Origin of the sequence: Arenibacterium halophilum (genome assembly GCF_005938225.1) — a bacterium.
Taxonomy (GTDB): Bacteria; Pseudomonadota; Alphaproteobacteria; order Rhodobacterales; family Rhodobacteraceae; genus Arenibacterium; species Arenibacterium halophilum.
The window spans coordinates 476,834-491,053 of the sequence record NZ_VCPC01000002.1 but is presented as its reverse complement, the minus strand read 5'-3'; the positions used below and the strand labels follow the sequence as shown (position 1 = coordinate 491,053).

At 58.9% G+C, this 14,220-nt stretch carries 13 protein-coding genes; 2 read left to right on the top strand and 11 right to left on the bottom strand.

Translation table 11 applies throughout. From position 1 onward, the window contains the following. Positions 1-9 precede the first annotated feature (9 nt). The 8 genes from FGK64_RS09095 to FGK64_RS09060 form a co-directional block, all read right to left on the bottom strand. Positions 10-876, bottom strand: coding sequence for a CheR family methyltransferase (locus FGK64_RS09095; RefSeq protein WP_138863497.1), 867 nt, complete (start codon positions 874-876; stop codon positions 10-12). Continuing rightward, positions 873-1,343, bottom strand: coding sequence for a chemotaxis protein CheW (locus FGK64_RS09090; protein WP_138863496.1), 471 nt, complete (start codon positions 1,341-1,343; stop codon positions 873-875). The genes FGK64_RS09095 and FGK64_RS09090 overlap by 4 nt, the downstream gene beginning before the upstream one ends. Continuing rightward, positions 1,343-3,484 carry a chemotaxis protein CheA gene (locus FGK64_RS09085; protein WP_138863495.1) on the bottom strand — a complete coding sequence of 714 codons (2,142 nt, stop codon included), beginning with the start codon at positions 3,482-3,484 and terminating at the stop codon, positions 1,343-1,345. Before FGK64_RS09085 ends, FGK64_RS09090 begins: the two co-directional genes overlap by 1 nt. Positions 3,485-3,493: 9 nt before the next feature. Next, positions 3,494-3,859, bottom strand: coding sequence for a response regulator (locus tag FGK64_RS09080; RefSeq protein WP_138863494.1), 366 nt, complete (start codon positions 3,857-3,859; stop codon positions 3,494-3,496). Next, entirely contained in the window at positions 3,856-4,134 is a 279-nt protein-coding gene (locus tag FGK64_RS09075; RefSeq protein ID WP_138863493.1) for a hypothetical protein, read from the bottom strand. The genes FGK64_RS09080 and FGK64_RS09075 overlap by 4 nt, the downstream gene beginning before the upstream one ends. Positions 4,135-4,143: 9 nt before the next feature. Next, on the bottom strand, positions 4,144-4,659 hold the full coding sequence (locus FGK64_RS09070) for a chemotaxis protein CheD (protein WP_138863492.1): 516 nt from the start codon (positions 4,657-4,659) through the stop codon (positions 4,144-4,146). 91 nt (positions 4,660-4,750) lie between these two features. Further along, a complete protein-coding gene (locus tag FGK64_RS09065; protein WP_138863491.1) occupies positions 4,751-7,324 on the bottom strand; it encodes a methyl-accepting chemotaxis protein in 2,574 nt (857 codons plus the stop codon). A gap of 47 nt (positions 7,325-7,371) precedes the next feature. Next, positions 7,372-7,938 (bottom strand): hypothetical protein, encoded by a 567-nt coding sequence (locus FGK64_RS09060; protein WP_138863490.1) that lies wholly within the window; start codon positions 7,936-7,938, stop codon positions 7,372-7,374. Between the two features lie 343 nt (positions 7,939-8,281). On the opposite strand from FGK64_RS09060, the gene FGK64_RS09050 reads away from it, so the two are divergent. Next, on the top strand, positions 8,282-9,307 hold the full coding sequence (locus FGK64_RS09050; protein ID WP_138863488.1) for an LLM class flavin-dependent oxidoreductase: 1,026 nt from the start codon (positions 8,282-8,284) through the stop codon (positions 9,305-9,307). Beyond that, positions 9,304-10,089 carry an SDR family NAD(P)-dependent oxidoreductase gene (locus tag FGK64_RS09045; RefSeq protein ID WP_138863487.1) on the top strand — a complete coding sequence of 262 codons (786 nt, stop codon included), beginning with the start codon at positions 9,304-9,306 and terminating at the stop codon, positions 10,087-10,089. The genes FGK64_RS09050 and FGK64_RS09045 overlap by 4 nt, the downstream gene beginning before the upstream one ends. Before the next feature lie 39 nt (positions 10,090-10,128). On the opposite strand, the gene FGK64_RS09040 is transcribed toward FGK64_RS09045, so the two are convergent. The 3 genes from FGK64_RS09040 to FGK64_RS09030 are packed head-to-tail and all read right to left on the bottom strand — an operon-like array spanning position 10,129 to position 14,196. Further along, a complete protein-coding gene (locus tag FGK64_RS09040) occupies positions 10,129-11,673 on the bottom strand; it encodes an acetolactate synthase large subunit (protein WP_138863486.1) in 1,545 nt (514 codons plus the stop codon). Between the two features lie 31 nt (positions 11,674-11,704). Continuing rightward, complete coding sequence (locus tag FGK64_RS09035) at positions 11,705-12,631, bottom strand: 3-hydroxyacyl-CoA dehydrogenase NAD-binding domain-containing protein (protein WP_138863485.1); 927 nt, start codon at positions 12,629-12,631, stop codon at positions 11,705-11,707. Further along, the gene (locus tag FGK64_RS09030; protein ID WP_138863484.1) at positions 12,628-14,196 is read right to left on the bottom strand and encodes a class I adenylate-forming enzyme family protein; all 1,569 of its coding nucleotides are present in this window, start codon (positions 14,194-14,196) and stop codon (positions 12,628-12,630) included. Before FGK64_RS09030 ends, FGK64_RS09035 begins: the two co-directional genes overlap by 4 nt. Positions 14,197-14,220: the final 24 nt, after the last annotated feature.

Below are 14,220 nucleotides of genomic sequence, written 5' to 3'. Positions count from 1 at the left end.
GCCGCTGCATCAAATCTTGCGAAACGTTGTTGTGCCGATCATTTCGAGTGACCCTTTGAGTTCTGGGCCTACCCGTTCGGAATGTCCGATAAACAGGTAACCGCCTGGTTCCAGTACAGATGCAAGCCCCGACCAAACCTGCGCCTGTGTTTCTTCTTCCATGTAAATCATTACATTCCTGCAAAAAATCGCGGTGAAAGGCCCCCGTACGGGCCAAGGCTCCATGAAGTTCAGATAACGGAAAGTGACCATGGATTTGACCTGAGGGTGAATGCCGACGTAGTCACGCTCGGCAACGGGGCCATCGAACAGGATTTTGGCGTATTCTTCAGGAACGGCAGAGCAGCTATCCGAACGATATTGTGCCGCGGTGGCTTTTTTGATCACACTTCTGTCAATATCCGTCGCGAGAATTTTTAAATCGAACTGTGCCACATCAGCGCATGACTTCACGACGGTCGCAGCCAAACTATACGGCTCTTCTCCGGAAGAGCACCCAGCCGACCAGAGGCGAATTCGGTCGTTTTGCTTTAACCTTTGAACAATTTCCGGCATCAAGTCGCTTTCAACGGTCTCGAAGTGATGCGCCTCGCGAAAAAATCGCGTCGTGTTCGTAGTCAAAGCCTCAATCATGGCGTCGCGCTCTTCGCCTTCGGCATCGCCTGCAATCAAGTCGACGTAGTCAGAAAACCTCGTATACCCAAGCCGTTTGACACGCTTTGACAGGCGCGAGAAAACCAGTGCCTCATTCGAGGGAGGCATTCTGATCCCGGAAAGCTCCCTCAAAAGATTGGCGATCCGCTGAAAATCGCCAGATGTGTATTCCACATCGCGTGCCAGAGCGGGCTCGGCAGAGATAGCGGGTACGCTCGTCATTGCGCGTCTTCACTCTCCATGCATTTGGGCAGCACAGTCTTGATGTCGATGACCCTCAGCATACGTTCATCCGTCACGATAACCCCTTCGATAAAGGCGCGTGTAACCTCTGATGTCACATCCGGGGTTGGTTGCACGTCAGCCTGATCAATCCCCATGATGTCCGACACCGCATTTACCAGGAATCCAACAGTCTGCGTGCCCACAACGGCGATCACTATGACATGGCGGGGGTCGGGCACAGAGGGTGCAAGGCCAAGCCGAGCGGCAAGATCCACGATGGGCACCACCGAACCGCGCAAGTTGATCACACCAAGTACATAGCTTGGCGCATGCGGCAGGAGAGTAGCAGGCGTCCACCCACGGATTTCCCGTACCATCATGATGTCGATACAGAAATCCTGATCACCCACCCGAAACGTAACCAGTTCCCGAAGAGAGTTGTTCGATACTGCAGGGTCCGACATCAAGATACCTCGTCAAAAAGAGCCAAATCACGCTGATCGATCACTGGTCCGTTGCGATGCGCGGTTTCCTCGGGATCGATGATCAATGCGATATTACCGTCACCCAATATCGTGGCCGCGGCGACACCGGGAACATGCCCGTAGTTCGTTTCAAGACCCTTAATAACAACCTGCCTCTGATCGAAAATCTGATCGACGGCGAGCGCCCAACTTGTACCGTTGTCTGACTCGACGAGCAAAAGGACCATGTCAGAGATGGCCATAGGTTGAGATCGATGTCCGAAAACCACGCCCAAATCGATGATCGGCACAAGGTTATTGCGCACCGAGACCACAGATGTTTCCGCACCTAGTCTGTGAATGTCGCCCGCCTTCGGTCGAAGCGTTTCGACGATCGCCGTGATCGGAACAACCATCGTCTGCCCAGCCACATCAACAACCATTCCGTCCAGAACAGCCAGCGTCAGCGGAAGGCTGATCGACATCGTCGTTCCCTTCCCCGGCGTGGACTGAATATTCACCCGCCCACCCAGCTTCTGGATCGCGCTTTTGACCACATCCATGCCAACGCCGCGCCCGGACAAGTTCGACACCTTGTCTGCGGTTGAGAAGCCCGGCATGAACAATAGATTGTCAATCTCCGAATCCTTCAACTGGGCATCAGGGGAAACCAGGCCTTTTTCGGTTGCGATTTTCAGAACCTTGGGTCGGTTGATCCCGGCTCCGTCATCGGAGACCTCGATCAGGACACGACCGGAACGGTGCGCGGCAGACAACATGATCGTTCCTTGATCCGGCTTTCCAGCGGCGATCCTGTCGTCACGGGATTCAAGGCCATGGTCCACAGCATTTCGGATCATGTGAGTCAGCGGATCTACCAGACGTTCGATGATCGTTTTATCGACTTCGGTAGTTTCTTCTTCGGTCTGGAAATCAGCATCCTTGCCCGATAACTCCGCAGCTTCGCGTACAATTCGTGCCATCCTTTGGAAGAGCGGCTTTACAGACTGTGCCCGGATGGCCATGACACTCTCTTGGATGTCACGGGCGAGATTTTTGAATTCGGCAAGGCTCGTGGCTAGATCGCCTCGGTCCAATAACCCAGCATCGTCGATGCACTGGGTTAGAACTGCCTGATTGATAACAAGCTCCCCAACCATATTAATGAGACGGTCAACAAGATCGAGATTGACCCGTACCGTAGCTTTCGGCCCGGATTGAGCGCCGGTCTTGTCCTTACCTTCGCTTCTGCCGGACTGTTGTCTCGGCGGTTCGACAGCGTCGGGTTCGCTCGCGCCATTAAGCAAAGGTAGCGCCGGCGGGCCGTCATCATCTTCTTCTTCTGTCTCTCCAGACGGCTTCGCGCTTGGCTCCCGCGACGTAACGTCCAGTTCACACATGCCATCGACGAACTCAAAAACATCCCGAACAGACGAAGCGGCTTCCGTTGTACGCAAGTCGATCGACCATTTAAAATAGGCATCACTGCAATCCATCTCATCGAAATCGGGAAGCTCCGATGTATCGACAGAAACTTTCACTTCGCCCAGTTCGATCAGCTCGCGAAGTAGGAATGAAACATCGTTTCCACTGGAATAAAGGCTGGCGCTAGGAATTAATTGTATCGAGAAATCATTTTCAGCGGGCTCCTCAAAAGTAAAATCCATCGGCAAAGACAAGCCAAGTGGTTGAAAGCTGACGCCGGCGTCCACGGATTGCTGCTCCGAGCTGCCAGTTGTCGCCTCACGTCCACCAATCTCAGACAGCTTCTTGATTAGATCAGCGCCCGTGCTTCCTTCAAGCACACGTTCATCACGGCCTGCTGCGACGAGATCGCTCAGATGATCGGCTGCGCGATGGCACACCTTCATCACATCTTCATTTGGGACAAGCTGGCCATCGCGCATCACATCGAGAACTGTTTCGAATTGATGTGCGAAATGCACAAGGTCATCCAACCCAAATGCTGCAGCACCACCCTTTATTGAATGAACAGATCGAAACACCGCATTTACAGTTTCGGCATCAACTTCTCCATCTGCGACGCCTTGGTCGATTTCGTACAAACCGTCATCAAGCGCTTCTAAAAGCTCATCACACTCCTGGAAGAAGGTCTGGCGAATTTCTGCCGAAGCACTCATCTCAATCTCCTACACCGTAATCCGGCGAATTGTTCCAATCAGTTTTTCATCATCAAATGGCTTGACAATCCAACCCGTCGCACCACTCTTTTTCGCTCGTTCTTTAAGTTCCTGGGCGCTTTCGGTAGTCAGCACCAATATCGGAAGGCCATTGAACTTCTCAGTACGGCGAATTGCTTCTATCACACCAAAACCATCCATGCGCGGCATATTAATATCCGTTATGACCAAATCCGGATTAAAATTTTCCAACTTCTCAACACCGTCCAGACCGTCTTCGGCCAATAGAACATCGAAGCCACCACTTGATAGAGTGTGCTTCAACATTTCGCGGATGGTTCTCGAGTCGTCGATCGCCAAAACTTTTGTGCTCATCTCTCACTTCCTTTCAGAAAAATCTCGTCTTCAAGACCAAGATTTCTGACGATAGATACAAAGCTTTCGGTTTCTTCAAACGAAAGTTCGATACCATCTGCGCTCCACTTGCGCACCGCGGCGACTAATACCTGTGCGCATTGCCCGCCAAGATGCCGGACCTGACTTGTGCCCAGTTCAACCGGCTGCCCGACCTTCGCCTTTAAGTTAAAGAATAAACTCTGGAGGCTACGCTGGTCGAGTTTTTCACTTAGTTCGATCTTTGAAACACTCATTCGGATCTCCTAGAACAATGTGATATCGCTATCGACCGCCCGACCAACTTCGACAACTGGTTCCGGAACCTTCTCGACATGGTCAGCGATAAGCATTTGTTGAGCCGCACCACTCGAAGGAGTAAATCGCACACGCCTAGCAGCCGTCCCCCCAAGACTGGAGGAAATGCAAGGAATATTTTCATTCTCCAGAAATGCCAGTGCAAATCTTCCGTTTTCATCTCCTATTCGGCCAAGACGACTATCCATCATTGCACCACCGAATAGCTTGGCCTGAAGCCGCGATTTGCTTGCACCCATTTTCAAAAGCTCGTTTATCAAGAGCTCCATTGCAAGAAGTCCGTAACGATTTTGAACAGATGCTCCGCTATCACCTTTTGGCAACAGAAAATGATTCATTCCCCCTACACCCGCTATTGCATCAAAAAGGCATGTTGAAACACAAGATCCGAGAATAGTCGTAAGTGTGACCTCAGGATCGTCGGACGCCTTGAACTCTCCTTGAATTACGTGTTCGATGCGCATATCGCGAAGCTCGCTCTATCTTTCGGCCAAAGCTCTCGCTGTGTGGAGCGTTTGAACAATTCGTCTACCATCTGCTTCAGCGACATAGGCATTAGAAATCTTCCCATTGCGCGCTTGTGGCCTGAGCGCCGACCACTCTTTTCGGCGCGGGCGCACGCGTTTCGCTGGCTTCGTGGCCTGAGCGGTTGGTATCGCGGGGCTGGCGATTGGCTCCGCTCACAACACCATTGGTCTCGCGTGTGGAGCTCGAAATCTTGAAATGAGAAACCGTATCAACCAATTTTACCGAGTCATTACGAAGGGACTCACTGGCCGCCGTCGTTTCCTCGAGCCGTGCTGCGTTCTGCTGCGTCGACTGATCGAGGTCTGCGACCGAGCTGTTGATTTCAGACAAGCTTGCCGACTGCTGACGTGACGACGTCGCGATATCAGATACCAGGCTGGAAATCTCGGAAACGGATTCTACGATTTGTTGCAGTGCCTTGCCGGTTCGACCCACAAGATCCACGCCTGTTTTAACCTGAGTGCCACTTTTCGCGATTAGATCGTTAATTTCACGCGCGGCATCCGACGACCTCTGGGCAAGTGCCCGTACTTCCGAGGCGACCACCGCGAAGCCCCGACCGGCATCGCCAGCGCGTGCGGCTTCGACCCCGGCGTTGAGGGCAAGAAGATTGGTCTGAAACGCGATGTCGTCGATCACCTTGATAATCGAAGTGATCCGGTCAGAGGACTCAGCGATCTGATCCATGGCCGAAACAGTATCAAGGACCACTTTGCCACTGTCCTCAGCGTTCGCCTTGGCGGCCGTCACGGCTTCATCCGCCCGGGCAGCTCCGCTTGCGGCGGCGTTGACAGAGGAGGTCAGTTCGTCGAGCGCAGCTGCAGTCTGCTCGAGCGTTGCCGCGGTGCTTTCCGTCCGGCGCGACAAGCCATCAGCCGTGCTGCTGATTTCGCTGGCTTCGTTGTGAATATTCTCGGCATTCTTGGCGATTTCGCCCAGAGCGTTGGCGAGAGTTTCGACTGTGCGGTTGTAGTCGCCGCGAAGCTCCTCATAAGTTCCCGAGAAGGGTTTATCGATTGACGCGGTAAGATCTCCACCGCTCAGTTTGCTCAGCCCTACGCGGAGCGCCTCTACGACTTCGGTTTGATTGCGTTCCGCTTCGCGGCGCTGTGCCCGGGCGGCCTCGATCTCGTTCTCGGCGGTTGTCACATCGCGCCCGAGCCAAAGGAAGCGGATTGGCTTTCCGGTATGGTCGCGGACGCAGGTCAGGCTGCCGTCCGAGCAAATGACCGGGCCGTTTTTGGACTGGAACTTGATCTTACCTGCAAAGGCGCCGCTTTCCAGAACCGTACGGGTCACCGCATCAATGGTCATGCCCGAGTCCGTCGGCGTTGCAATACCAGACAGTTTGGTACCGTTCAGTGAGTCTTGAGACGCTTCGACCGCCTCAAGGAAAGGTGCATTGGCAGCGATGAATGCGCCGGAGATATCAAAATCGGCTTTCATCTGGTTCGCATCAATCGCGTCGATCACGGCGCCATTGTACCAGTTCGTTGTGATGTCAGCCCACTCAAGAACATAGCCCGCGCGCACGCCGTCTTCAGAGTCGATCGCGCTGATGGTGAGTGAAATTCGGCTTTCGCCAAACTTGATGATGGTCGACAGAGGCTTACCGCCCTGGTTTTCAAGCAGGCTGCGAATGTTCTGCGTATTCTTGTGGAAGACGCCCGCAGACTGCCCGACAAGGTTCTTGATATCAAGCTTGGGCGCCATCTTTGCCATCGCGTCCGAGAGGTTATCAAACAGCTCGTACATCTTGTCGTTGGCATGGCGGATCACGAGATCGGGATCGACGATCATGATGGACGAGTTGCAGCCCATGAAAGCAGTGCTTTTGAACAACGCTTCTTCTTGTCCAGCGTGCGCTTTGGCGAGCTTGTCGCGAAGAACGCTTACCGCGCGGTTGATATCGCCGATTTCGTCGTTTCGCTTTTCGCCACTTATCTCTACTGAATAATCAGAGTCGCTGATGGCTACGATGACCTTGCGGCTTTGCGTCAAAGGCCGGACGATCAAGCGCCCGAAAACAAAGAGCGCAGCTGCGATAGCCAGGACCGATGCCAAGCCCGCCATCAACAGGGCGAACACCAGCTTTTCGTTAAAACGCTCCTGAAGAAATTCAGGCGACCAGGCATTCGAAATCACACCGATTACATCATTGTTTGCGCCATATCGAATTGGAACGGCAATCCAGTGACCACCCTGAGCCGTCGCAATTTCGCCTGAGGCAAGAGCCTGTTCTGCCGACTCGACCAGCCCGGCTTCGATCTGGCGGCCGTCGTCCGAGACGGCCAGCACAGTTCCATCGGCTGACATGGCGAGGGTTCCGATCACCTGCCCCTGAGAGTCATGCGCAATATCGTAGAAGGTTTGCTGGATCGGTTCTACCTTGCCGAATTTGACGGCGCCGGCCAGATTGTCGGCCACCAGCGTGCTTTCAAGGCGAGCCATGTCGGCGACGAATTCTTCCGACAATTCGGCGCCTGATCGCATCTCGATGAAGGATGTCGTGCCGACAACCGAGGCGATCACGACCGTGATGACAATTGCAATCGTGAAGAAGATGGAACCGATCTTTCGACCGCCTTTGGACATCGACATGAAATAGGTCTCCGATTACTTGAACACTGGGAGGCGCTGCGAGGCTGTCAGAACGCTTCCGCGTTGACGCCGACGGTGACGGCCCCGATTGGGCTGCCGGACATCTTGTCGACGATGACAAAAGACACCTGCGCCTGATAGGTCTGGCTGGACTCGTCCAAATCGACGTCAGACACATGCACGGCGTCCGGGCCGACAAGATAGGTTTGCTGAAACTTGGCTTCGTCCCCTTGCCAGAAATCCGAGGTAACGGAACTGACGGCGACATTCATGCCACGGTTGTCCATCACGATGATTTCCGTGATGATCCCACCGCTGTCTTCCACCATCGACTGCAGGCTGTGCGACAGTTCGTTTTCGGCGACTTCCGATACGGTCGGTTGGTCCGCCTGTCCGATTTCCAGTCGCCAGCGCTGATCCAGCGCGGCGATATCAGAGTCGCCCAAATCTGCATGTTTCGCCCCGGAAAACCGGACAGCGGATTGAACCGGCCCCGTCATGAAGAACTGTCGCACATTGTCATTCACGTAGGCGATCATGGAATCCTGCGGTTCCGCAGCCATAGCAGTGCTGGCCAAGCAGACCGCGATCGAGGAGAGAAGAAGCTGTTTCATGACAAGATGTCCGATGCTGCTGATCAAGTGTTTCAGAGCGGCAAACTGACGGTCAGACATTAACTTTCGATGAAATCGGACACGGCATTTTCGAGGTGCCGAATCCACGTCCTTTTCAGGAAAGGGCCTGCAATTTTCGGATCAAGCCGTTGTTTTGCATGGCCTTGTGTCGTGGCTTTGACGCAGCAGTCGCCCGGCAGGGGCAAGCCCGAAATCGGAGAAAATCGATGAAAATTTTCAATGCCCGCGCAGTCGGTGCCGAACACCGTCGGTCGCGCCGCGAAACGCTCTGGTCTGCCGGGAAAAGGCTGATAGGTTGCGACCCTCAGACAGGAGCCAGCTCATGCCGCGATTTTCCGTACTCGATCTTTCTCCGGTCAGTGAAGGCGGGAGCGCAGCGACATCGCTGTCCAATACCGTCGCGCTGGCCCGCCATGCCGAAGCGCTGGGGTTCACGCGCTATTGGCTGGCTGAACATCACAACATGCCCGGCATTGCGAGCGCCGCGACATCGGTCGTGATCGGGCAGGTGCTGGCCCATACCGACCGCATCCGCGTGGGCGCGGGCGGCATCATGCTGCCCAACCACGCCCCGCTGGTGATCGCCGAGCAATTCGGCACGCTTGCCACGATGTACCCCGACCGGGTCGATCTGGGCCTCGGGCGCGCGCCCGGCACCGACGGGCGTACCGCATGGGCCTTGCGCCGCAACATGAGCCAGCAGGACGATTTCCCCCGCGATGTGGTGGAACTGATGGGGTTCCTGGGCGATCCCGCGCCCGATCAGCCGGTGCGCGCCTTCCCGGGCGCGGGCACGCGGGTTCCTGTGTATATCCTTGGCTCCAGCCTGTATGGCGCGGAACTTGCGGCGCAACTGGGGCTGCCTTATGCCTTTGCCTCGCATTTCGCGCCCGCCGCGCTGGACAGTGCGGTGCAGGTCTATCGCCAGCATTTCAAACCCTCGGCGGTGCTGGACGCGCCCTATTTCATGCTGGCCGTTAACGTTTTTGGCGCCGAGGACGAGGCCACGGGGCGCTATCTTAAATCCTCGATGCAACTGGGCTTCGCGCGGTTGCGCAGTGGCCAGCCCGGCCCCCTGCCCCGGCCTGTCGACAATATCGCCGACCATGTCGACCCGGCGATGCTGCGGATGGTCGATCAGGCGCTGTCGGTGTCTGTATCGGGGCCCGTTGACAGCGTTCATCGCGGGATCACCGAGTTGATCGACCGATACGCGCCGGACGAGATCATTTTCAACGGGCAAATTCACGACCACGCTGCACGGCTGCGCTCGTTCGAGATTGCAGCCGAGGCGATGGGGCGCATCGCCGAACCGCAGAGCAAGACAAGGGAGAGGACACACACATGACAAAACCTCAATTCGACCTGACCGGCAAGGTCGCGCTGGTCACCGGCGGCAACGGCGGCATCGGGCTTGGCATGGCCAACGCGATGGCGGCCGCCGGGGCCGACATCGCGATCTGGGGCACCAATCCCGACAAGAACGCAGCAGCAGCCGAGCAGCTGGGCGGCCATGGCACGCGCGTGAAGGCCTATAGCTGCAACGTGGCCGACCGCGCCGAGGTCGACGCGCAGATGGCCGCCACTCTGGAGGATTTCGGGCGGATCGACGGCTGTTTCGCCAATGCGGGCGTCTCGGGGCGCGGGGCGCGGTCGTTCCTCGAGATCACGCCCGATGAATGGCGGCGGGTGATGTCGGTGAACCTTGACGGCGTGTACCACACTTATCAGGCGGCGCTGCGCCACATGGTCGATCGTGCCAATGCGGGCGACCCGGGCGGACGGCTGGCCTGCGTGTCTTCGCTGGCCTCGGTCTCGGGCGCGGCGCGGGCGGAACATTACGCCGCCTCGAAGGGCGCGCTGAACGCGATGACTTATGCGCTGGCGGTGGAATTTGCCCGCTACGGCATCACGGCGAATGCGATCTTGCCGGGCTGGATCGCCACCGACATGACCGAGGACGCGCGCGACAACGCCAAGTTCGCCGAGGCGGCAGGCAAGCGTATCCCCGTGCGCCGCTGGGGCGAGCCGGCGGATTTCGGGGGGATCGCGGTGTATCTGCTCAGCGATGCCTCGGCTTATCACACCGGGCAGCTGTTGCAGATCGACGGCGGCTATTTCCGGTTCTGAACCGATGCGCGCCCGGAGCTGCCCCCGGGCGCGACAGCCTTAACAGGTGACTTCGATCAGGTAGGGCCCGCCGCTGGACAGGCCGGCCTTGATCGCGCGGGCCAGATCGGTGGCTTCGTCCACGCGCTCGGCCTCGACCCCCATTCCCCGTGCCATGTCGACCCAGTTCAGCGCCGGGCGATCCAGCGAGAGCATGTCAATGGCGCGCGGCCCCGGGTTGCCGACACCCACGTTGGTCAGCTCGCCCCGCAGGATCTGATAGGTCTTGTTGGCAAATATCAGCACCGTCACGTCCAGCCCCTCACGCGCCATGGTCCACAGCGATTGCACCGTATACATGGCCGAGCCGTCGCCGATCATCGCCAGCACCTTGCGATCCGGCTGGGCCACAGCGGCCCCGATGGCGACCGGCAGGCCATAGCCGATGGACCCGCCACAGTTGTTTAGCCAGCTGTGCGGTGCGGCGCCATGGGTCGCCGGGAAGAACGCGCGGCCCGTGGTGATCGCCTCGTCCACGACGATGGCGTTTTCGGGCAGCGTGGCGGCAATGGCGCTGGCGATGGATCGGGGTTCCGTCGGGCCAGAGGGCACGGTGACCTGAGCGCGGTCCGATACATGGGCGGGCGTGACCCCGGCCGCGCCGGTTTCCTGCATCAGACCGTCCAGCGCGGCGACCAAGTCGCCACCGGCATCAGCCAGCGCGATGATCTCGGTGCCCGGCGCGGTCAGATGGGCGGGCTTGCCCGGATAGGCGAAGAACCCGATGGGCGCACGCGCGCCAACCAGCACGATCCGCTTGAATTTGCTCAGCACGTCCAGCGCCGCATCAATCGGATATGGCACGCGGTTCACGGCCACCCGGCCCGCCCCGCGTTCCTGCCGCGCATTGGCCCATTCCGACAGCAGCGCACAGCCCGTTTGCGCCGAGATCTTGCCGGCCATCTCAAGCGTATCTGCCTCCAAAGCGGCGCCGCCCAGCAGCAGCAGGCTGTCCGGCCCCGACAGCGCGCGGGCAGCCTGTTCCATGGTCGCCGCGTCAATCGAAGTGCGCGCATCGGGCGCCTCGGCCTCGGTCACCGGGCCGCCGTCTGTCCAGGCGGTATCGGACGGCAGGATCAGCGTCGCCACCTGCCCCGGCGCCTGCCGCGCGGCCGTCACCGCCGCCGCCCCGTCGCGCCCCACGTCCGCTGCGCTGACCGAGGTATGTACCCAATGCGACACAGGCCGCGCCAGCCCTTCGATGTCGGACATCAAGGGCGCATCCAGCGCGCGGTGGGTTTCGGCATGTTCGCCGACAATGTTCACCACGCCCGAGCCCGCCTTTTTCGCGTTGTGCAGGTTGGCGATGCCATTGGCGAGCCCTGGCCCAAGGTGCAGCAGCGTGCAGGCCGGTTTGCCCGACATGCGCCAATAGCCATCGGCGGCCCCGGTTGCCACGCCTTCGAACAGCGCCAGCACCGAGCGCATGCCCGGCACATGGTCCAGCGCCGCAACGAAATGCATCTCCGACGTGCCGGGGTTGGTGAAACAGGTGTCGACCCCGCTGGCAATCAGGCTGCGGACAAGGCTTTCGGCTCCGTTCATCGTCTTTCCTTTCTGGCGGCTGCGCACAACGCTACAGCCGATGGTCTGTCTTCAATCGGTTCAGCGCCACCAGCGCGGCATCGCGGCGGCGGGTCAGTGTGTCTGGGTCCATCTCGGCCAGTTCGTGCTCGACGCCTGCGACCAGTTGGTCAATCAGTTCCGGCGTCAGCGCGCTTTGGCCCAGCTCGGCCCAGCGGGTTTCCTGCGTGGGGCCAAGATGGGTCAGGTAGTGGCGATAGCCACCCGCACCCCCGCCCATATGATAGGTCAGATGCGGCCCCATCAGCGCCCAGCGCATCCCCGGACCATAGGCGATGGCATGGTCGATATCGGCCACGTCGGCGATCCCCTCGGCCACCATATGCACCGCCTCGCGATACAGCGCGCTGGTCAGGCGGTTGGCGATATGGCCGCGCACCTCTTTCCGGGCGCGAATGGTGACGCGCTTCATCGCGCGATAGACGGCTTCGGCCCTGTCCACCGTTTCCGGCGCGGTCTGCCGCCCGGCGACAAGTTCGACCATCGGTACCAGATGCGGCGGGTTCATCGGATGGGCCACAAGAATGCGGCCGGGATGGGTGGCGCCCTCCTGAATCTCACTGGGCATCAGCGACGACGACGACGACGCGATGATGGTGTCTGCCCCGATCACCCCCTCCAGCCGCGCGATTTCGCAGTGCTTGATGTCGAGTCGGTCGGGCAGATTTTCCTGAACGAAGTGAACACCTTGCAAGGCGTCGATGTCATCCCTTACCGCGATCACCGGCGCCTCGCCTTGCGCCAGGCCCAGCGTGCACAGATCAGGCCAGGCCGCCTGCACGAAGGCGGCCATCGCGGCATCGGCCCCCGGTGCCGGGTCCACAACGATCACGCGCGCGCCCTGCGCGGCAAACAGGCTGGCCCAACTTTGCCCGATCAGCCCGCCACCCAGAACCCCGATAGGCCTGTCAGCAATCATGCCGACGCGCTCTCCCAATAAGGGGCGCGTAGTTCCTTCTTCAGGATTTTCCCGATGGAGCTGCGCGGCAACACGTCCCGCAGTTCGACCTTGGACAGCCGATGGCTCTTGCCAAGGCGCGCATTGGCACGGGCGCAAATATCTTCGGCCGAGGCCGTCGCACCGGGCCTCAGCACAACCAGACCCAACGGCGTTTCGCCCCAAGCTTCGGACGGCACGCCGATCACCGCCGCATCCGTCACATCCGGATCGGCCAGCAGGATCAATTCAAGATCGTTGGCAAAGATGTTGAGCCCGCCGGAGATAATCATGTCTTTCTTGCGATCCGACAGCACAAGAAACCCGTCGGCATCGAAACTGCCCATATCGCCCGAACGGAAGTAAACTTTGCCCGCGTCGTCTGTCCAGATGTACTCTTCCGTCAGATCGTCACGGCCGAAATACCCGGCCATCATCGTAGGTGAGCGGCCGCAGATTTCCCCAACCTGCCCCGACGCCACTTCAGCCCCGTCCGGGCCGATCAGGCGAATGTCGCAGCCCGGTGCAGGCAAGCCCACGGTATGCAGCTTTTCTGGGTGTTCGTCGGCGACCAGAACCGTGACTCCGCCCCCTTCCGTCAGCCCGTAATATTCCACCAGCTTGCCGGGAAACCGCGCCAGAACGTCAGCTTTCACATCGGCCCGCAGCGGCGCCGACGTCGAGAATTTCACCTTCATCGTCGACAGATCGAAGCTGTCGAAATCGGGCACATCCATGATGCGCTTGTACTGCACCGGCACCAGCATCGTGTGGGTGATCCGTTCCGCCTGAACCAGCGCAAGGTATTGGCGGGCCTCGAATTTCGGCATCAGGACAACGGTCGAACCGCCCACCAGCGTCGGCAGGAACGACACGATGGTGGTGTTGGAATAAAGCGGTGTCGACAGCAGCGTGCGCGCGTTGTCGTCATAGCCGTTGGCGTGGACCCGGTCCATCTGGGCCGCGCGCATCCAGTGGTTGTGCAGGATGCCTTTGGGCGTGCCGGTGGTGCCCGAGGAGTAGATCAGGTTCACCGGATCCGACATGGCGATCGGGACCATCGGATCGCTGTCATCCGCGGCGGCCAGCAGCGTTTCATAATCGTCAAACCCCGGCGCGGTGAAATCCAGCGCCACCCGGTTCAGCGGCGCCGCATCGATGAAGCGATCCACCAGGGCGCGGTATTGGTCGGCCAGAAACAGCGCCTTGGCACCGCAATCCGCCAGCATCTTCTCCAGCGCCTCGGACGAGGCCATTGTCGACAGCGGCGTGACCACACCGCCCGCCCGCATGATGCCGATGAACAGCTCGGCCATGGCGATGGAATTCGGCGACAGGATCGCCACCCGGTCGCCCTTTTGCACACCCGTGGCAATCAGCGCCTGCGCCACGCGGTTCACCCGCGCGTCGAACTGCGCCCATGTCAGGCGGATATCGCCGCAAATCACCGCCTCTTTCCCGGGATCTTTGCTGGCACTGGCACGGATCATGTCAACCACTGTGGCTGTTGGCGGGGCCTCTGGCTGAGGGGGGCGAATATCGATCATTGCGGTGTCGTCCGTCGTGAGATT